Annotated in this window: 20 protein-coding genes; 14 read left to right on the top strand and 6 right to left on the bottom strand. The window is 38.7% G+C overall.

Annotated elements, in window-relative coordinates; genetic code table 11:
- The first annotated feature begins 332 nt into the window (after window positions 1–332).
- Window positions 333–617, top strand: coding sequence for a DUF1905 domain-containing protein (locus RWU19_RS12585; RefSeq protein ID WP_123837609.1), 285 nt, complete (start codon window positions 333–335; stop codon window positions 615–617).
- Between the two features lie 42 nt (window positions 618–659).
- Here RWU19_RS12585 and RWU19_RS12580 read toward each other — a convergent pair whose 3' ends face one another.
- Genes RWU19_RS12580 through RWU19_RS12570 form a run of 3 tightly spaced genes read right to left on the bottom strand, consistent with a single transcriptional unit; the run spans window position 660 to window position 3187 of the window.
- Window positions 660–1079: a hypothetical protein gene (locus tag RWU19_RS12580; RefSeq protein ID WP_002315934.1), complete on the bottom strand. Its 420-nt coding sequence runs from the start codon at window positions 1077–1079 to the stop codon at window positions 660–662.
- A 1-nt stretch (window position 1080) separates the two neighbouring features.
- Window positions 1081–1665 (bottom strand): UbiX family flavin prenyltransferase, encoded by a 585-nt coding sequence (locus tag RWU19_RS12575; RefSeq protein WP_002293209.1) that lies wholly within the window; start codon window positions 1663–1665, stop codon window positions 1081–1083.
- 46 nt (window positions 1666–1711) lie between these two features.
- On the bottom strand, window positions 1712–3187 hold the full coding sequence (locus RWU19_RS12570; protein WP_002329604.1) for a UbiD family decarboxylase: 1476 nt from the start codon (window positions 3185–3187) through the stop codon (window positions 1712–1714).
- Between the two features lie 180 nt (window positions 3188–3367).
- Between RWU19_RS12570 and RWU19_RS12565 the strand changes: the two genes are divergently transcribed.
- Complete coding sequence (locus RWU19_RS12565; RefSeq protein ID WP_002320403.1) at window positions 3368–3679, top strand: hypothetical protein; 312 nt, start codon at window positions 3368–3370, stop codon at window positions 3677–3679.
- Window positions 3680–3941: 262 nt separating this feature from the next.
- On the opposite strand, the gene RWU19_RS12560 is transcribed toward RWU19_RS12565, so the two are convergent.
- Window positions 3942–6278, bottom strand: a complete 2337-nt coding sequence (locus tag RWU19_RS12560) for an ATP-binding cassette domain-containing protein (RefSeq protein ID WP_123837610.1) — start codon at window positions 6276–6278, stop codon at window positions 3942–3944.
- Window positions 6279–6419: 141 nt separating this feature from the next.
- Between RWU19_RS12560 and RWU19_RS12555 the strand changes: the two genes are divergently transcribed.
- Window positions 6420–7088: a response regulator transcription factor gene (locus RWU19_RS12555; RefSeq protein WP_002315931.1), complete on the top strand. Its 669-nt coding sequence runs from the start codon at window positions 6420–6422 to the stop codon at window positions 7086–7088.
- A gap of 2 nt (window positions 7089–7090) precedes the next feature.
- On the top strand, window positions 7091–8134 hold the full coding sequence (locus RWU19_RS12550; RefSeq protein ID WP_025477355.1) for a sensor histidine kinase: 1044 nt from the start codon (window positions 7091–7093) through the stop codon (window positions 8132–8134).
- Between the two features lie 233 nt (window positions 8135–8367).
- Here the strand turns inward: RWU19_RS12550 and RWU19_RS12545 are convergent, their stop codons facing one another.
- Complete coding sequence (locus tag RWU19_RS12545) at window positions 8368–9249, bottom strand: LysR family transcriptional regulator (protein WP_123837611.1); 882 nt, start codon at window positions 9247–9249, stop codon at window positions 8368–8370.
- Between the two features lie 161 nt (window positions 9250–9410).
- Here RWU19_RS12545 and RWU19_RS12540 point away from each other — a divergent pair, with 161 nt between their 5' ends.
- From RWU19_RS12540 to RWU19_RS12495, 10 genes are all read left to right on the top strand, one after another.
- Window positions 9411–10139, top strand: a complete 729-nt coding sequence (locus RWU19_RS12540) for a DUF554 domain-containing protein (RefSeq protein ID WP_002293223.1) — start codon at window positions 9411–9413, stop codon at window positions 10137–10139.
- Between the two features lie 155 nt (window positions 10140–10294).
- A complete protein-coding gene (locus RWU19_RS12535; RefSeq protein ID WP_002293224.1) occupies window positions 10295–10612 on the top strand; it encodes a PadR family transcriptional regulator in 318 nt (105 codons plus the stop codon).
- A complete protein-coding gene (locus RWU19_RS12530) occupies window positions 10605–11213 on the top strand; it encodes a DUF1700 domain-containing protein (RefSeq protein ID WP_024635435.1) in 609 nt (202 codons plus the stop codon). The genes RWU19_RS12535 and RWU19_RS12530 overlap by 8 nt, the downstream gene beginning before the upstream one ends.
- A gap of 14 nt (window positions 11214–11227) precedes the next feature.
- A complete protein-coding gene (locus tag RWU19_RS12525; protein ID WP_123837612.1) occupies window positions 11228–12058 on the top strand; it encodes a DUF4097 family beta strand repeat-containing protein in 831 nt (276 codons plus the stop codon).
- Window positions 12059–12195: 137 nt separating this feature from the next.
- Entirely contained in the window at window positions 12196–12684 is a 489-nt protein-coding gene (locus RWU19_RS12520; protein WP_002293229.1) for a DUF5348 domain-containing protein, read from the top strand.
- A 47-nt stretch (window positions 12685–12731) separates the two neighbouring features.
- A complete protein-coding gene (locus tag RWU19_RS12515; protein WP_002293231.1) occupies window positions 12732–13604 on the top strand; it encodes an SPFH domain-containing protein in 873 nt (290 codons plus the stop codon).
- A 169-nt stretch (window positions 13605–13773) separates the two neighbouring features.
- A complete protein-coding gene (locus tag RWU19_RS12510) occupies window positions 13774–14136 on the top strand; it encodes a YxeA family protein (protein ID WP_002310770.1) in 363 nt (120 codons plus the stop codon).
- 8 nt (window positions 14137–14144) lie between these two features.
- On the top strand, window positions 14145–14897 hold the full coding sequence (locus tag RWU19_RS12505; protein ID WP_002312797.1) for an ABC transporter ATP-binding protein: 753 nt from the start codon (window positions 14145–14147) through the stop codon (window positions 14895–14897).
- Window positions 14898–14910: 13 nt separating this feature from the next.
- Window positions 14911–16713 carry an FtsX-like permease family protein gene (locus RWU19_RS12500; protein WP_123837613.1) on the top strand — a complete coding sequence of 601 codons (1803 nt, stop codon included), beginning with the start codon at window positions 14911–14913 and terminating at the stop codon, window positions 16711–16713.
- Between the two features lie 233 nt (window positions 16714–16946).
- Window positions 16947–17996: an aldose epimerase family protein gene (locus RWU19_RS12495; protein WP_123837614.1), complete on the top strand. Its 1050-nt coding sequence runs from the start codon at window positions 16947–16949 to the stop codon at window positions 17994–17996.
- Window positions 17997–18041: 45 nt separating this feature from the next.
- Here RWU19_RS12495 and RWU19_RS12490 read toward each other — a convergent pair whose 3' ends face one another.
- Window positions 18042–20198 carry a glucosaminidase domain-containing protein gene (locus tag RWU19_RS12490; protein WP_123837615.1) on the bottom strand — a complete coding sequence of 719 codons (2157 nt, stop codon included), beginning with the start codon at window positions 20196–20198 and terminating at the stop codon, window positions 18042–18044.
- Window positions 20199–20320: the final 122 nt, after the last annotated feature.

Genomic DNA, 20320 nt, shown 5'->3' with positions numbered 1-20320 from the left:
AAGAGGTTGTGAAATCAGTGTTTTGACCTGAGTATTAGAGAAAAAAACGGAAAAATAGCTCCTCATATTTTGCCGTTTTTTGAGCTAATGCCGAGGGTCAGCTGATTGAACACCGTTTAAGGAAGAGGTTGTGAGCCTGCCGTTTCACTCTGAGTCACAAGGAGCAATTTCAAAAAACAGCTTCTCATGTTTGTTGAATATTGTGACTTGTGGCCGAGGAGTTGGCAGGAGAACACCGTTTATTCAAAAAAAGGGAACTGCGACAAGACTTTTGTCACAGTTCCTTCTTTTTTTGCTATGCTATACTAGATGTAAAAAATAGGAGGAATAAAATGAGGAGAACTTATTCTTTTGAATCAAAAATCTATGCTTCCGAAGTCGGAAAGGGTGGCGCATATATTGTTTTTCCATATAATATAAGAGAAGAATTCGGTGCTGGAAGAGTGAAAGTCCAAGCAACTTTTGATAATGTGCCGTACGAAGGCAGTATCGTGAATATGGGCGTGAAAAATTTAGATGGTTCGGTCTGCTATATCCTTGGACTACGAAAAGATATTCGTAAAAACATCGGAAAAGATATTGGTGATATCGTAGCAGTTACAGTGAAGCAAAAATAAAAACAAGAGGTTATGACAAAAGATGTGTCACAACCTCTTCTTTCATAATGGTTTTTCACCATCTTTATAATAAACGGGTTCTTTGATATGGAAATCTGTTTTTTCCAACCAATCTAAAATCTTGTAACCTAACTCTTCTGACATAGGAAAAGAAGCGTTGATTTGTGCATTGGAGATATGGTCAACATGGATACCGGAAGTGATCGTACAGCTTCCTGGAACGGCATTTTTGATGACCACAGCTATTTTTTCGGCTAAGACATCGTCTTTGTGGAAACGACCATCGTGGCTAGGGAAACGTACAGTTTGGATCTCTGTATCACGAGAAAATGTAGTGACTGTTCCGATATGTGGTGTATCTCCGCCTGTTAAAGTAATCAATAAGTCTTTACCGATTACTTTAACAGCGGCTTGGATCGTGAAACCTAGTTTTGTTACTTCAACTATCGTTTCTTTTTCCATATTAATCACCTTGCCAACGTTTTGAATGTTCATTTACAATCCCAAATTGATCCAAAAGTTTCATTGTATGGTGATCAACAAGATCTTGGATCGTTTGAGGCTGATTATAAAAAGCAGGGATCGGTGGTATGATTTGCACACCTAGTCGTGCTAATTTAGTCAAGTTTTCCAAGTGAATGGCATTTAATGGCGTTTCACGAGGGACAATGACTAACTTTCGTTGCTCCTTCATTGTTACATCAGCAGCACGTGCAATCAGGTTGTCGCCTAAACCAACAGAGATACCTGCGACTGTTTTCATACTTGCCGGTACGATGATCATTCCATCGGTCAAAAATGATCCGCTGGCGACAGCAGCACCTAGATCTTTGTTTGAATAATGGTAATCAAACAGGCTTTCGAATTCATTTAGGGATAAGTCGGATTCCAGCTTTAAGTTCTGTTTTGCCCATGGACTGATGATTCCGTGTGTTTCTACCATCGGATATTCTTTTAGTTTCTTCACTAGGTTGATGGCATAAATGGTGCCCGAAGCGCCACTTACACCAATCACGATTTTTTTCTTCCGTTGTGCCAATTGTTCCATTTTCCGCACTCCTTTTTATGATGTCAAAACAGTTGCAGATCATTCATTATTTCAAATATTTTTCCCAATCTTCTACTTCTTGGAATTTTGCACGTACAAAATGTTCTTTCATATCGAAAGGAACTGTACCGTCAAAGATAGTTTTTGCACTCATCCCACGGAAACGAATAGAACCAGGATTATATTCTGGTAATTCTGATGGGTCCAATGGATGGTTTCTCATTCCTGGGAGCACAATAATGTCTTTATCTCCTTGGAAACGAGTGTTGAAAGTCCAAACTACATCGTTCATGTCGAAAATATCAACATCTTCATCGACTAAAATGACTGTCTTCAATTCTTTGAAGGCTGATAAGGCAAGAATAGCTGCTTGGCGTTGAATACCTTCATCCGCTTCGTTTTCTTTACGAATCTGCATGATGGTCATCAATTTACCGCCACCTGCAGGAGGATTGTAGACATTTACTACTTTTCCTGGAATAGCTTTATCAACCAAGGCAAGAATACTTGCTTCTGTAGGAATACCGGCCATAGATACGTGTTCTTCACTTGGACCAATCGTTGTTTGCATGATTGGATTGTCTTTTCGATGAGTAACTGCTTTGACTTTTACTACTTGTACAGCTGGATTAGCATCCCCAGTATAACCAGGAAATTCTGGCATTGCTTTCCCTGAGTTCGTGTTGATATCTTCTTGCATTGTTTCATTTGGCATGATTTCTGCTTCAATGATGAATTCAGCACGAGCAATACCCACTTCATCGACTGCTACACCATCAACGATTTGAATAGGTTCGTTACGCAAAGCTCCTGCACACCATAGTTCGTTGTAGCCAAGTGGAGTGGTAGGTGGTTCGAAAGTCGTACCAATGGCAATTGCTGGATCTAAACCAATATTGATAGTGATAGGCATTGGTTTATTCAATGCTTCAAATTGTTTTTGGAAGTGACCAATGTGGCGTCCACCAGGCATGATGTACATACCGATCGTATCTTTGTCTTCTAGGACCATACGATGGATCGTTACATCGCTCATTGTTTTTTCTGGATCTGATCCTAAGACTACACCCATCGTGATGTATGGACCTGCATCTTCAGGAGTATTTGTAGGTGCAGGCAAAATGTTGCGAATATCGAAGTCTGCATCGGTAGCTAGATGAACGACTTCTTGTGCTGGAGCGTCTGCTTTGTCTACTTTCACAGGTTTGATTGGATTTTCTACAGCGTCTTTCAAGAAACGGCCAAGTGTTCGATAATCATGGTGCAAAATTTCACCTACACGTTTACGACTAGCCATTGTCCCGATGTTCACACGTGTGCCGGGGAAACCTTTGATATTGTTGAAAGTCATAGCTGGTCCTTCTTGGGTCGGACGTTTTACTGTACCGCCAGCACCGATATAACGGTAAACACCAGATAATTCTGCTTCAGGATCGATTTCAATATCTGTTTCGTGATATTGACCTGGAAGTGTTTTTAGTTCTTCGATGACTTTTCTTAAATCATACGGTTGATCTGTCATGAGAAATTCCTCCTTAGTTGTCTTTACCTATCTATAGTAAAAGGTACAAAGGAGGAAAACAATTCAACTTGTTTGATAAAATATTCCTTAATGGAATGGATACGGTTTTTTGATAATAGAATAAATTATGATATACTTATCACAATAAGAAAGCGCATACTAAATGCTAATGGAAGGAAAGTGAAAAAAATGGAGGAGTCATTTCCTAAAGCAGTAAAAGTGGAAAATATAGCGAATATTTTGAAAGTTACATTTGAAAACGGGGAAGTAAAATACGTGAAATCTCATTGGACAGAAGAGATAACCGATGCCTTGCAATTTGGAAAAAAAGGAAGAGGAAAAAGAAAAAATCTTCTCGCTTTGTCTACTAATATGTGGATTGGGACTGAAGTAACGATTGAAGCAGATGGAACAGTATTCATAAATGGAAAAGACAAATATACACCGCAAGAACTGTGGCTCAAAGGGGAAAACCATATTCCAGAATTATAAATAGGCAAGAGGTTGTGACAGAAGTGGTCAGCTTCAAGAAATAAGAAGGAATTTACGAAAATTGCTTCTCAAATTTTTGTGACATTTCGGCTTATTTCCGAAGAAGCTACTTCAGGAACACCGTGAATCAGAGGTTGTGACCGAGGAGTTGGAAGGAGAACGCCGTTTATCGAGAGGTTATGAAAAGCTGTTTATTCAAAAAAAGGGTGGTGACAACAATTTTGTCACCACCCTTTGTAGTAATTGGAAAAAACGAATAGCTTTATTCTGCACGCAAAGCGATAGCAGCGTCTTTTTTCGCTGCCATTCGTGCAGGAAGATGACCGCCAAGCATCGTCAATACAGTAGAGACAATCACTAGAATGATCGCATGGACAGGATTTAGTTGCGCAACATTTTTTAGATCCGTCATGCTGTACAAGATGCTATTGATAGGGAATGTAGCTAGCCAGGCAATAAACACACCTAGTATCCCAGAAGAAATACCTAAAATACACGTTTCTGCGTCAAATACGCGAGTGATGTCTTTTTTCCGTGCACCTAAAGCTTTTAGTACACCGATTTCTTTTGTCCGTTCAATCACAGATGTATAAGTAATGATACTGATCATGATCATACTTGTTACTAAAGAGATCCCTGCAAAAGCAATGAGGACATAAGTGATAGCATCCATCAATCCGCCAGTCAGTTCAGTCATCGTTCCAGCTAAATCAGTATAAATGATTTTATCTTCATCTGATTTGCCTGTATTGTAATCATCTAAATAATCCAAGATTTTTTCTTTGTCTTCAAAATTGTTCGGATAAATCATGATACTTGAAGGCAAGCTGTCTCCGCCTAAATAACTAAGCAATGTTTGTTTGGCATTTTCGTCAACTTTTTCAGTAGTTAAGACATTTACATCACTGTCTTTTTGGGCTTTGACGATTTCGGATTCTTTGTTCTCATTGACGATTTGAGTCGTTAATTGGTCACTATAAGCGATTCCTGGCGATAAGAGATTCATTGTAGAAGAAGACTTCACGCGTAGGATTCCTGAAATCTTCAATTCATCTGAAGAATTCTGGTACATCGAATCATAATCTGTATTAGGAATGAAATTCCCAGTTGGAAGTTCTGTATAGTAAGTATTGTTGTTTACTAACTTGAATGTTGTACCGACGATCTCATCGAAATCAAGTTTTTCGTCTTCCTTCACATCAAATCCAAGATTTTTCAATGCATTGATATTAGTATTATTGTTGCCGTCTACGATCAGCACGACATCTGTTGCTGAGGCTGGATAACTTCCGGCAAGTAAAGAATAATTGTCTTTTAAAAAGTTTTCTTTGCTAGTGTCAAGCTGTGTAGGGAAACTTGACACTCCCACACCTGTCATTGCTGACATCGTACTAGACAAGGAAAGAGATTCCGCATCAGGGTTTTGATTCGAGAAGCTGACAGGCTGTACTTTGCCATTTACATCACGTAAAAGATTGATTCCTGTTGTACGAGTAAACCCAATATTATTACTTAAATTAGGATCGATGCCTGTTACATAATCGACGTAGGTTTGATCGATTTTATTCGTATGCTGTGCTTTGTCTTCTTCGCTGACTTTTGCTGTGATCGTTTTGCTGTCTGGATACTCTGCTTTGCTTGCACCTAATCCAGCATCGTCACGGGTCTGGTTAGTCGTTACCTTAGAAATAGTGATCGGAAATTTCGCCATCGTTTCAGCTTGCGTGTTATCGATTTGCTTTTGGAAACCAGAAGAAAGGGAAAGGACGATCGCGATTCCGATGATCCCGATACTGGAAGCAAAGGAAGTCAAGAAAGTACGTCCTTTTTTTGTTCGGATATTGTTGAAAGAAAGCTTCAACGCTGTCCAAAAACTCATCTTCGTTCTGCGTAGGTTAAATTGATCATCTTTTGGTCGTTCGATGTGAGGATGGGAATCCGTTAAGATCTTACCATCAGAAAATTCAATGATCCGGTCTGCATATTGATTGGCCAGTTCAGGATTATGTGTGACCATGATCACTAATTTTTCTTTCGATAACTCTTGGATCAGTTCCATGATCTGGATACTTGTTTCTGTATCTAAAGCTCCGGTTGGCTCATCACACAAAAGGATATCTGGATCATTAGCTAGCGCTCGAGCGATTGCTACCCGCTGCATTTGTCCACCAGATAGCTGATTTGGCTTTTTGTGCATATGATCTGTCAAGCCGACCCGATGCAAGGCATCTTCTGCCCGTTTTCGTTTTTCGTCTTTAGAAACACCACTTAATGTCATCCCAAGTTCAACATTTTCAATAATGCCTAAATGACCAATCAAGTTATAACTTTGGAAAATGAACCCGATAGAATTGTTTCGGTAGGCATCCCAGTCGTTGTCTTTGAAGTCTTTAGTAGATTTTCCGTTGATCACCATATCACCGGAATCATAATTATCTAGTCCACCAATCACATTCAGCATAGTCGTTTTACCAGAACCACTAGGACCTAAAATCGCTACGAATTCTTTTTGTCTGAAAGCGACAGATACACCATCCAATGCTTTAGTGGTGGTTTCGCCGACTTTATAATATTTTTTTATATCTTTTAATTGAAGCATAATCACCCTTCTCCCGTATTGAAATATTCGGTATACTAATAAGTATATCAGAACAATGATCGTAGTATACAAAATAAATGTTAACTGAAGATGAACTGCAAGAAAAAATCTAGAAATTTTTCAAAAAACAGAGGGAGAACAATGAATCGTATTTTAATAGTAGAAGATGATCCGCAATTACAGTTGCTTTACCGTTCTGTGTTGGAACGAGCGGGCTTTTCAGTCATCACTGCACTGAATGGAGAGGATGCGCTGAAAAAACTAGAAGCGACACGTATAGAATTGATCATTACAGATATCATGATGCCGAAAATGGATGGCTATGACTTGCTAGACTCATTACGTAGCACCAGATTTGACACACCTGTTCTGATGATTACGGCAAAGGCCGATTTTGAGGATAAGAAACGCGGGTTCAAACTAGGAGCAGATGATTATATGACAAAACCCATCGATGTCAATGAGATGATCCTACGTGTAGAAGCATTGCTTCGACGTTCAAAAATCAATTACAGCAGTAGCTTGATGATTGGACAAACAAAATTAGAGCTGGATACTTATACAGTGTTACAAGATCAGCATTCGTTGATTCTGCCTCAAAAAGAATTTCTGCTTCTGTATAAATTACTGTCTTATCCCAACAAGATCTTCACTCGCCAACAGTTGATGGATGACATTTGGGGATTAGATACGAATACAGAAGAACGAACGATCGATGTACATATCAAACGTTTAAGGACCCGTTTTGAAAAGACGGAAGATTTTCAAATCATGACAGTACGGGGACTAGGCTATAAGGCGGTTATTTAAAGATGAAAAAAAAGCTATTTTCACAATTATGGATCTATTTTGCCAGTATTGTCTTCATTTCGATCTTAGTGACACTGCTGTGTTTTCTCGGTTTTATTTTCTTATTGTCTCGGCATTCTATCTCACCTGCTGAATCGGCTGGAAAACCAACGCTATACCCGTTATTCGTCTTTGCAGGGTTCAGTATGATCGTGGGTACAGGAATATCGATTTTTGTTGGGCGGCGTATTCTGCATCCAATCAGTGCACTAGGGACAAATATGAGTCTGGTAGCAACGGGAGATTTTTCGATTCGAATGGATGAGCAGCAGAAAGTAGCAGAAGTACAGCAACTGTATAAAGATTTCAATGTTATGGTCCAAGAACTCAATAGTATCGAAACATTGAGGAATGATTTTGTGTCCAGTGTATCCCATGAATTCAAAACACCATTAGCAACGATCCAAGGATATGTACAATTGTTACAAGCCCCAAATCTCTCTGACGAAGAACGCCAAATATTTTTATATCGGATTATCGAAAGTATCACGCAGCTTTCACAATTAACAGAGAACATCTTAAAATTGAACAAACTGGAAAACCAGCGTATCCAACTGGAAAAAAAAGAGTACCGATTAGATGAACAAATTCGAGAAGTAATCGTTTTTTTGCAGCCTAAATGGGAGAAAGAACAGCTAGAATTGGATATCGAACTGGCTGCAGTAAATTACACAGGCAATGAAGAGTTTTTGTACCAAGTGTGGTTGAATATCATGGATAACGCCATAAAGTACAATCAAGTCAATGGACAGATTCATATCAAACTATTTGAGACAGCCACAGAGATTGTACTGGAAGTGACCGATTCAGGTGTAGGAATGAATGAAGAGACCAGAGATCGAATGTTTGAAAAATTTTATCAAGGAGATACAAGCCGTCAAATTTCTGGGAATGGGCTAGGACTTTCACTGGTCAAAAAAATTCTAGAACTGCATGATGGTCGTATTGATTATAGCAGTATCGAAGGAGTAGGAACGACAGCAATGATACGGTTAAGTAAACAATAGGAAAAAGAATAAAACCCCCTAAAAATTCGATTGAAGGTTTTTAGGGGGGGAGTCGTTTTTTTGTGATTAGGGAAATGTTCTTACGGTTCTTTCGACATAAAATCGCTGCTTTCTTATTGAACTACGAGAAATGATAGATGTGTCATTGAAACAAGGATATGATGCAAAAAAGAGAGCGAAAGTCATGAGTCGCTCTCTTTTTTGGATGGATTGATAGACAGAAAATGAAGGGCCTAGTTCTCTTCTTGTTTCAAATACTCCCAAAATGTGTCTGAAGCCAAAGAATGTTCACCGATTTTACGCGTAAATGCGAGATAACTTTCTTTTGTTGGAGAGATGGGGAGGATCACAGTATTTTCTTTTAACAGATTTTTGACTGTTTTTTCCATAACAATAGCAATCCCCATGTCATTTGCAATCATATTGATGATCAAGTCGGTCCTAGATCCTTTATAAGAGATTCTCGGTTCAAATCCAGCTTTGCGACACAAGTCCAGCACAGGTTGATACAAGTTCGTAGTAGGGCCAAGAACCAAAAAATTCTCCTTTTTCAGTTCACTTAGATCCAATTTCTTTTTAGCAGCTAAAGGATGGGTTTTAGGCAGAACTGCTACAAAATCGTCTGTTTCAGTAGGTAGCCACTCAATCGAACTTGGTGGGGCCTGGAAGCTTCTGGCAAAGTGGATCGTATCACTATGCTCATTTGTATCGTCATAAGTCAGTTCGATACTTTCCACTTCTTTCAACTGGACCGTAAATTCAGGATGACGTTTCAAAAATTCGGTAATCTTGGAAAAGCCTTGGTAATTGATCATGGTTGGTATCGTTAAGATATTTAATGAAAGATTGTTTTCTTGCGTATAGGTTTCAAGCACTTCTTGCATGGCATGGTATTGTTCTACGACATTTTTTACATAAGGGAGCAACAAGCTTCCAGCTTCGGTCAACTCGATTTTTCTATGGGCACGTTCGAATAATTTGACGTTTAATTCTGTTTCTAACGAAAGAATCTGTTTAGAAATGTTTCCTTGGGTGGTGAATTGTCGTTCAGCAGTTTTGGTAAAATTCATCGTTTCGGCTAAATCAAGAAAAACTTCAAATTTATGGATATCCATCATATTCCTCCTACTTATTCCAATAAAGAATACTTTAACACAAAAAATGAATTGGTGTAACCTACTCTGTCTGGTACAATCTTTCTTGCAGTGAAAGCAGTGATTGCAGAAAATTTTCTGTAATAATTTTCGCTTTATAGAGAAAGAGAGGAGTTTTTTTGATGCCAACTGGAGTTTTGATCAATGTAGGTTCCGTTTTGCTTGGCGGACTAATTGGCGGATTAGTAGGAAATAAATTAAGCGAACACTTTAAAGCGCAGCTGACGATGGTTTTTGGTGTGTGTTCAATGGGGATGGGTATCTATTCCATTGCGCCAATGAAAAATATGCCAGCTGTTATTTTTGCTTTGGTGATAGGAACAGCGATTGGACTGATTGTTCATTTAGGTAATGGGATTAACAAGGGCGCTGCGTTGATGCAAGTGCCTATTTCTAAAATCTTTCCTAGTGAAAAGCTTGGTATGACCCACGATGAATTTATCAGCACATTAGTGACGGTCATTGTTTTATTTTGTGCAAGTGGTACGGGGATTTATGGAAGCTTAGATTCTGGGATGACTGGAGATAGTACGATTTTGATTTCTAAATCTGTCCTTGATTTTTTCACAGCAGCAATTTTTGCATGTAATTTAGGATATGTCGTTTCCGTAGTAGCGATTCCCCAATTCATTATTTTTTATATCTTGTTCTTATTGGCAAAATTTATTTATCCATTGACTACACCAGATATGATCTTAGACTTTAAAGCTTGCGGTGGATTCTTGATGGTTGCTACCGGTTTTAGAATGATCAACGTGAAAATGTTCCCAGTAGCTGACATGATACCGGCGATGATCGTTATCATGCCACTAAGTTGGATGTGGACGAATTGGATCATGCCACTGTTATAATAATAATCAAAGAGAAGCCATTTTTTGCTGACTAAAAGGGATCAAACCTTTTAGTCAGTTTTTTTGTATTTGACAAACTGATTTTGAAACTATATTATATTTCGTATAATATAGATTGTAATAAAATATTACACTTGAGAATAGAAGGTGACGTAATGCACATCCAGATTCCAACTGTTCTTCTTGATGGCACTGTGTTAGCAGCATTAAGCAAAGAAGATATGTATGGTTATGCCTTAACAAAAATCGTACAAGAAAGTCTCTCAGTCAGTGAATCTACACTTTATCCGGTTTTGAGAAGATTGAAAAAAGAAGGGTATCTTGAGACCTATGATGAACCTTTTGAAGGTAGGAACCGTCGATATTACTCGTTGACACCAATAGGAAGTCGTCATTTAGAAGAAATTATTGATGAATGGATTGTTTTTCGAGATTCTTTAGACCGATTATTGGAGGAGAGCACAAATGAATGATTATTTGAATGAAGTTGTGGATCATCTTCAAGAAATTCCTGAAGACGATCGTTTTGATTTGATCCAATATTATGAGGAATATTTTTTAGATTCCGGAAAAACATTAGATCAGGTCATTGATGAATATGGTACACCAAAGCAGTTTGCTTTAAAATTAAAAATCAGTTACTTTTCAGAAGAAGAACAAGCAGAAGACGAGTTAGTGAGGAGTCCAAAAAGACAAATGCGTCTGATTTGGTTAATCATTATCGGTTTATTTGCTTCTCCTGTCCTCATTCCACTAGCATTGGGGTTTATATTGGTTATTGGGGGACTATTGATTGCTTTGCTGGCGCTCATTTTTAGTATCTATGTTCTATGTATCAGTATCTTAGGTATTGGCTTATTCATGATCATCTCAGGAATCAGTGTGTTTGGTCAATCGATTCTGAGTGGGTTATTCTTTATCGGTGTTGGTCTGTTCGCCACGGGAAGCGCAGTATTTATTTCGCCACTGTTGCTGAAAGGAACAAAAGGGCTTTTTTATGTCATGATGAACTTTGTTAAATGGATGGGACGGCGTTTTATTACAAAAAGAGATCTGCATTCAGCGGGCGCTTGAAGGAGGACAGATAAATGAGATTGAAACATTTTTTGATTACCGGTATTATCCTGATGGTTACTGGCGGACTCCTAGCAGGTGCAACTTATACATTAGGCGCTCAAAAGAGTCTGACTTGGGATGATGGCCCTCGATTGATCGATATGGTGACGGAGACGAAAAAAATCAAAGAGGCAAACAAAATCGTCATCCATGCAGAACATCAAACCGTGTCAGTCATACGCGGGTTGGATTTTGAGATAAAAACGACCTACGATAAGACAGAAAAGCCAGAAATAAAGGAGAAAAATGGTGTATTGACCGTGAATGCAGTCAAAAAATCAGAAGGTGCGATTATTAGTTTGGAAGACACCAGTGCACAAATCACTATTGTTGTCCCTGCAGATCAGGAATTATCTGAATTGACAATCGAAGGGAATAATAGTGCAATCGACATCAACGAAGTATCGATCAAAAAAGTAAATACTATGACACACGATGGTTGGATATCATTCAATGAATTTACGGGAGGAACAATAACGGCGAAAGATGAATTAGGTTCTCTTCGTTTAGATGAAGTCAAGGTGGATAACTTGACCGTCATAGGAGAAAGCAGCAATTTACATCTAGAAGACAGTTTGGTCAGCAAAGAAGGAAAAGTCACTCTAAACAGTAGTAATTTATCTTTGCATGAGATGGAAAACAGTGGCTATACTCTCCAAACATCTGGTGAATCTCATATTGAAAAAGACTACCAGCCATTAACAAGTACTTTGTTAGAGCAAGGACAGAAACGGTTGAAGATCACTGCCAAAGACACTTCTATCAATATCACGACAGATCAAGAAGACAATGAAACAGATTGATCGAGCAATCAACTGGATAGTTTAAGAAAAAACAGCAAAGATCGGAAGGATCTTTGCTGTTTTTCATCGCTTAACACACATAACTATAGTAAAATAAGTAAGAACATATCTATAAAGAAAACAGGGTGAAAAAGTATATGAAGGCAGAAGAAGGTCAAAGAGAAAAGTTAAAAACAGAAATGGAAAGATTACATACTTATATCACTCAACTAAGTCAAACCTTCTATGATCCAGATAAAGAAAAAGTGATGGTCAACTATCCGAACAATTCAGAAGGTCGTCAATTAGAGCAAGTGTACCATGAAGTTTTCAAACATTTATTGACGGTGAAGAAAGAACTGGACTATTATTCTTTACCGATTATCGATACAGGAATATTGAAGTATGATGGGGAGAAGGAACGATTTATCTTTAAATCTGTTCGGGAAGACTTGCCTCTTTCAGCAGGAATGGATCTAGAAATCTTGGTAGAAGACTATTTTACAGAAGAAAAACACTGGGTTCGAACAAGATTGGATTATTTGCCGCAAGCAGCCGGAGGAACACAAGCAAGCGGTTGGTACATCACTGAAGACAAAGATTTGGAACTAGAAGGTGCAATGGCGCGAATTCGAAAAAAGGATTAAAAAGCAACACTATATTTATTGAAGGATAAAGGAGCGCAGAAAGTAGAATGAGAGAAAAAAGAGCAATTTATATCAATGGTTATGCAGGAATCGTCGGTTTGGTCGTATTAGCTTTAGTTGGTTTATTTTTCTTCTATTTAGGCATGTGGCAAGCGAAAGTTTGGGCACTATTTTTAAGTATTTTTCTTTGGCTGATCGCGTTACTGTTGCTAAGTTCGGCAACTGTAGTCAGCCCTAATCAAGCAAAAGTGATTTTGTTTTTTGGACAATATTTAGGTACGATCCGGGAAAATGGCTTTTTCCTTACGATTCCTTTGGCACAAAAAATGACTGTTTCGTTGAAAGTTCGGAATTTCAACAGTTCTGTTTTAAAAGTCAATGATTTAGACGGAAATCCCATCGAAATCTCAGCGGTAGTCGTGTTTAAAGTCATTGATACAGCAAAGGCATTATTCGATGTAGCGTATTATCAAGATTTTGTAGAAATCCAAAGTGAGACAGCCATCCGGCATATCGCTAGCCAATATCCGTATGATACCTTCAATGATGATGATTTGACGCTTCGAGGAAACACTACGGCAGTGTCTGACGAGTTGAAAAAGGAGTTGCAAGAGCGTTTAGCAGTAGCAGGTGTCGAAGTAATCGAAACACGATTGAATCATTTAGCCTATGCAACAGAAATCGCCAGTGCCATGCTGCAACGTCAACAAGCAAGAGCTATTTTGTCTGCTCGACAAACCATTGTTGAAGGAGCTGTCACGATCACTCAAATGGCTTTGGAACAAATCGAAGAAGGACAAGAAATCAATTTCACCGATGATCGAAAAGTCCAATTAATCAATAATTTACTTGTCTCAATCATTACAGACAAAGGAACGCAACCCGTTATCAATACAGGCGATATGAAAGACCGTAAGTGATATAGTTTTTGTAAGATAGGAAGAAGGAGTTTAGGACGATTGTCTTAAACTCTTTTTTAGTTGTTCAATGAAAATGACAAAATTGAAAGAAGAATGATAGATGATTCGAAGGCATAATTGTTCGTTTTTTTCTATAATCAATATATAAAGTAAGAGAGAAGGGGAAAAAGTGAAAAAACTTCTGATCGGACTACTTGTTTTCATCGTTGTGGCACTTGCAGGGGTGAAAATCGCAGATTACGTAGTGATGGGCGGAGAAGAATACTATGTACAGATTACGACAGATGGTGCAAAAACAGTCTCCAAAGCAGACTCTGGACAAGAAACAGTCAACTATAGATATATCCTGCCTGGTTATACGAAAGAGGGTAAGGAAAAAGAACTAGATTTCAATGGGCAATTGACTCGACCGCTTCGTAAAGGAGCATATTTGAAAATCACCTGGAACAAAAAGAAAGGTGTCACTTCATATGAAGAAGTCGAAAAAAAAGATGTGCCGAAAACAGCACTAGAAAAACTAATTAAAGGGTAGGGAAAGAAATGAACAAAATAGTCGAAGTACAGAATGTAACAAAAGTATACGGGAAAAACAATGAGAAAAAGACGCAAGCATTAAGCGGCATCAGCTTCGATGTAGAAAAAGGTGAATTTATTGGCATCATGGGTGCTTCCGGTTCAGGTAAATCAACGCTTTTGAATATTTTATCCACATTAGACAAACCAACAGATGGACATATCCGAATCAATCAAAAAGATGTGACGACATTAAAAGGAAATCAACTAGCAGATTTTCGTGCGAATGAAATCGGCTTTATTTTCCAAGATTTCAATTTATTAGAAAGTTTGACAGCACAAGAAAATATCGCTGTTCCTCTTTCTTTACAAGGTGTCAGACCAAAAGAAATCAAGCAACGTGTCCAAAAAATTGCAGAACGTTTATCGATTGCTCATATTTTGGAAAGCTATCCTTCTGAGATTTCCGGTGGACAAAAACAACGGGTCGCTGCCGCACGTGCGTTGATCACACAACCAACGATTTTATTAGGCGATGAGCCTACAGGTGCGCTGGATTCTAAAAGTGCCCGTGATCTTTTAGATACGATGGACGAATTGAATACAAAAGATCATGTATCGATTCTTCTAGTGACGCATGATCCATTTTCTGCAAGTTATTGCCAACGTATTTTATTCATCAAGGATGGCGGTATCCATCAAGAAGTGAAACGTGGAGATCAAAGCCGGGATTCCTTCTATCGGGAAATACTATCTATTCTTGGAAACTTGGAACAGTAGGGGGAGATTGACTATGCTTTGGAAATTATCACTTACTGGGATCAAGAGCCGTTTAAGAGATTACTTGGTATTATTCTCAGGATTAGTTATGGCATCTGCCATTTTTTACATGTTTGAATCAATGGCGAGCAACGAAGCCTTTTTGAAAAGCAATACGGTCGTTGCTTCTACAGTTATCATTTTCCGATTAGGTTCTGTTTTACTAGGGATCATTACCTTCGTTTATATTTTATATGCGAATTCCTTTTTGATGACGATGCGGCAAAAAGACTATGCCATGTTTATGATGCTAGGAGCAAAAGGTAGAAAAATCGCACAGATGATTTTTTCTGAAACATTCGTAGTAGGGATCGTGGCTACTTTAGTAGGTTCAGCTGTCGGGGTAGGTTTGACAAGTATCGTCCACCGATTATTAGTGGATCAGTTAGATATCAATATTTCGCATTTTACATCTTTTAGCATTCATGGGTTGTTGATCACTGTTTTGTTTTTTGCTGTTTTGTTTTTATTAGCAGCTGTTGTCAATGCTTTTTCGATTGTCAAAAAACCGATTTTAGCATTGATTCGTGCGGATCAGACACCAACAAGAATCAAGCAGCATAAATTCTTGTTCTTCCTTGAAGTAGTACTAGGGATTGCTTTTCTAGGCTGCGGTTATTATATGATGAAGAACGTGGAGACCTATCAAGTTTTTGGTATGGGAGTAGCTCTAGTCACGATCGTATTGGGAACTTATTTCATTTTCCATTCTGTGATCATTTTCTTTTTATCATTACTAAAGAAATCAGAACAGATCTCGTTGAAGAAATTGAACAATTTCACATTGTCACAGTTAAGTTTTCGTATTCGTGAATATACACAAATGCTCTCCATGGTTGCTATGCTGTTTGCCTTAGCACTGGGCGCTTTGACGGTAGGATTAGGTTTTAAAAATGAAATTGCAGACTTGACAGAAAATGCTACTGGTTATGACCTAGTGATGAATAATCCTCGGGCAGAAGATCAGCAAAAAATCAAAGAACTTTCACCAACACTTTCTGCTTCTTATACTCAAAAAGAAGATGCGGGAACGATTTACTATAATGCAAGTGAATTTGCGGCTCAACCATTGATCATGATAAAACATGAAGATGGAACACCGCCGAAGATCACGAAAGAAAAAGTTCCTGCTGAAAAAATGAATGAACTGACTGTGCAAGACGAGCTTCGTGGCTATGAATTGCCGGAACAGCAAGAAAAAGAAATCAAAGTAGTCAGTCAATCAGAATTTGATCAACTGAACTTGCCACAATCTACTTTACAGCTAGTTCAGGTAAAAGACTTCCAAGCAAACTTGGAACCAATCAAAGCACTGGCTACACAAAATAAAACAAACAATCCATCTTTGCAAAAAGTAGAGTACAGCAACCAGAAGTATGAAATGTATGAAGTATATAATAGTATATTCTCTGGTTTTGAATTTATGGGATTCTTCTTAGGTTTAGCTTTCTTGACCATGCTTGCTAGCTGTTTGATGTTCAAGATCTTGTCAGGAAGCAAGAGTGACATCGCTCGTTATGAAATGCTTGAAAAGATAGGAACACGACGCGGACTGCTTAAACAATCGATCCGTAGAGAAGTAGGTGTGTTATTCTTAGCACCAGGAATCTTAGGTGTAGTCCATGTCTTATTCGGATTACAAATGTTTGGTCTATTCATGCAAAATCCATACAAAGATATTTGGGTGCCATTTACGATCTTCTTCGTATTGTATTTCATCTACTATGTACTGACGACATGGTTGTATACTGGAATCGTATTGAAAAAGAGGTTGTGACAGAAGTGATCAGCTTCAAGAAATTTCGGCTTATCTCCGAAGAAGCTACTTCTGGAACACCGTTTGTTCAGAAAGAGGGACTGTGACAAGATTTTTGTCACAGTCCCTCTTTCGTGATCTTTTATTAGAATATAGTAAATTTTTTCTCGTTACTCACGGAATAAGCTGTTAAGAAAACGGTTTCCATGTATACTGGAATCAGTACAAATGAAAGAAAAGAGGGTGCAAGGAACATGGAAATCAATGAACAAAATTTTGGCGGAAACTATCACTTGATCACGATCACGAATCAAAATGGGACATCTTTGTCTGTCAGTGATCTAGGTGCACGAGTCGTCCATTTTCAAACAATGATCGATAATGAAAAACGAGAGTTGATTCTAGGCTTTGATGAAGCAAAAGAATATCTGGAAAAAGATCCTTATATCGGAGCTTCAATCGGACGTATGGCTGGACGGATCACGAATGGCACATTCAAATTAGATGATGAAACATTCAAAGTAAAAACAGATCCAGATACTGGCCATTGTTTACATGGCGGTGCACCTAGCTTTGAATCCAAGCAGTGGCATTATACAGTTATTAATGGTGAAAACGAAGCCTCGGTCATTTTCTATCAGACTAGTCCAGACATGGAAAATGGATTTCCTGGCACTTTAGACGTAGAAGTACGGTATACACTGACGAATGATGATACATGGCGAGTGACAGTCCAAGGGATCAGTGACCGGAAAACGGTATTCAATCCGACGAATCATGTTTATTTCAATTTAACTGGTGATCCAGCACAGCCAATCGACGAACATACGCTTTGGTTGAACAGCCGATTATTCGCTACGCTCAATAAAGATACGACGCCTACAGGAGAAGTGGTTTCAGTAAGCGGTACAGCATTTGACTTTCAACATCCTAAAAAATTAGGTGAGGTATTCGCCAGTGATTTTCGCCAATCAACGATGGTAGGCGGTATCGATCATCCATTTTTATTAAAAAAACAGGCTGATCTGCTAAATGCAGCGGAATTGACGAGCCCTGATGAAAAAGTATCAATCCAAGTAAAAACAGATGCTTCGGGAATCGTGATTTTTACCGCAAATTTTGGAGAAGATGGGCCAGAAATGCGCGGGAAAAAATTAGTAGATCATGGTGGTATCACATTTGAGACTCAAGAATTGCCAGGTGCAGAGCGGCTTGAAAGCTTTGGAGATGTCACTCTGGAACCTAACCAAGTACGCGAGTTTGTAACGGAATACAAAATAAATAAATATAAAGAAATAGAATAAATTAAAAAAGGGGAGGTGACACTGTCACACTCCCTTTTATTTATTCTATTTCTTTAAAGGCAGATCAAGCCAGAATGATTTGTCTAAACTTAACAAAGTTAGTACAGGAACAGTTGCAGCTTTAACTGTACGAGTAGTTGTCTCTGGTATCTGTCTTGCCGTGAAGTTGTTCCACAAATCCCAGATCGAAGCGACACGGAAGATGGAAGAAGCATTGTTGACGCGTTTTATCGTTGAAAATTCTAATCCTGTGATTGGCACGCCATCTGTTGTCCATTTGATTGGCACATCGAATCGCTTAGACATATGGAGGATTTCAGTGCTTGCTTCTTCAGTTGTTGCTGCTTCTTTTTTCGGTTCGTCATATTTTGTCAGGTCGTACGCTTCGATGATCGCATTTAATTTTTGTGAATATTGGCGATCTGTAGCATAACGTCCTTCCAAATATTTGGTTGCTTCTTTGTAGTCTTTTGTTTCCGACTTCCAAGTTGGTTTGTAGAAATCAGGATTGCCAGTCAGTCCATTTTTGATCAAGTCGGCATAGTCTTCCAAACTTTCCTTGTAAGAAGGATACTTACGGAATTGTGCGCGGATTTGGTAGCTTTGTCCGGAACTATCTTGTTCAAGTGTATTGAAGGTCACGCTGCTTCCTTTATACGATCCTTTGATACCAAAAAGGTTATGATTTGGTTCGCTTGATAATAAGCTGTTTCCAGATCCACTTTCCAGGATGGCTTGAGCCATCATGACTGATGCGTAGATTCCTTCTTTTTGGCCGATTTCCTGTGCATCATCTGCAATCTTTTTCAGGAACTGATCAGTTGTTTGGTTTTGACTGAAATGGAACGAGCCATCTAATCCATCTAAAATAGATGAGCCGCCTGTCAGCGAACCTGAAGCAGCAGGTAAACCTGCTAAGTTTACTCGGACAGCAAAATCAGGCGTGAAATCTGAAATAGAAGTTACTCGAACTTTATCTCCTGGTTGGGGCGCATGGATAAATTGTCCGTTCCCAATATAGATACCTACATGGTGAGTAACACCGGAAGAAGGTCCCCAGAAGACGAGATCGCCAGGTTGGGCCTGACTTACTGGAATCTGCGTACCTGCATATTGCTGTTCGCCTGTCCAGCCACCGATATAATGACCGGTTGCTTTCATATATACGTAATAAGTCAAACCAGAACAGTCAAAAGTATTTGGACCTTTTGCTCCCCATACGTATGGTTTTCCAAGATGCTTGAATGCTTCTCGAACGATTGCTTGTTGGACATTTGTTGCATTTGTAGGCAATACAGCATCAATTGGTGATTTTACAACAAAATCAGAAGAAGCAGAAGATGGATTCTCTATACCGCTTTGATTTGCTGTATTTGGACGAGACGAAGCATTGTTCGTTCCGCCATTCGATGAACCATTGTTTGGATGGTTTGGTTCTCTCTGAGTATTTCCATTGTTATTCGATCCAGATGGGTTTGTTTGATTCGAAGAATTCCCGCTGTTCGAATTATTGTTATTATTATTTGAATTATTTGAACCATTATTATTGTTGCTATTGTTGCTATTGTTGTTATTACCCTCATCTGGTTTATTTGGCGTTTCCGGATCTGGTGTACTAGGGACTTCTTCACTAGGATCAGTTGGTTCCTCTGTTGAAGTATCCGGTACAGGTTCAAATTCTGCAGTAATAGATAAATTGTTCGTACCTACTGTAAAAGTCTTTGCCTCATAGTTCACTTCTTTAGCACCATTCACAGCGACGGAAGCAATTTGTTCACCTTCAGCTGGCGTAATAGTGTAAGTCACCTTTGTTCCTGCTGATAAACCTTCTACCGTTCCGCTTTCTGTGATATTCAAAGGTTGCTGTTCAGCGGTATCCTCTGACGAAGCAGTTAATTGGATCTTCCCTATCAAAGAAGGAGCAATCGTAAGGGTATATGTCTCGGCTGGTTTTTCATTTTCTGATGGATCAGCCGGATCAGTTGGTTCGGACGATTCTGTTGATGAGTCAGTTGTTCCGGTTGTGCCTTCTGTAGAAGAATCCGTAGTTTCGCTAGTAGATGAGCTGGAAGTAGACGTACCTGTTGAGACTGTTTGATCGGTTATTTGATTATCTACAGCAAATACGGCATTAGTCGACAAAACAGTAGGAGCAATCAGCCAAGTAGCAGCTAGCAAACGCATCGTTTTTTTGTTTTTCATAATAAACTAGTCCTTTTCCTTTCATTGATTTTCTGTTTTATTCAGCATTCATAAGTTATTCGATTGAACAGATAATCGTGTCGAAAAGCTTTTTCTTTCCATGAATCTGCTTGTGTATTCTA

Source organism: Enterococcus sp. 2STP (assembly GCF_032465635.1).
In the GTDB taxonomy this organism is placed as follows: Bacteria; Bacillota; Bacilli; order Lactobacillales; family Enterococcaceae; genus Enterococcus_B; species Enterococcus_B lactis.
This window is presented reverse-complemented; position numbering and strand designations above follow the sequence as displayed.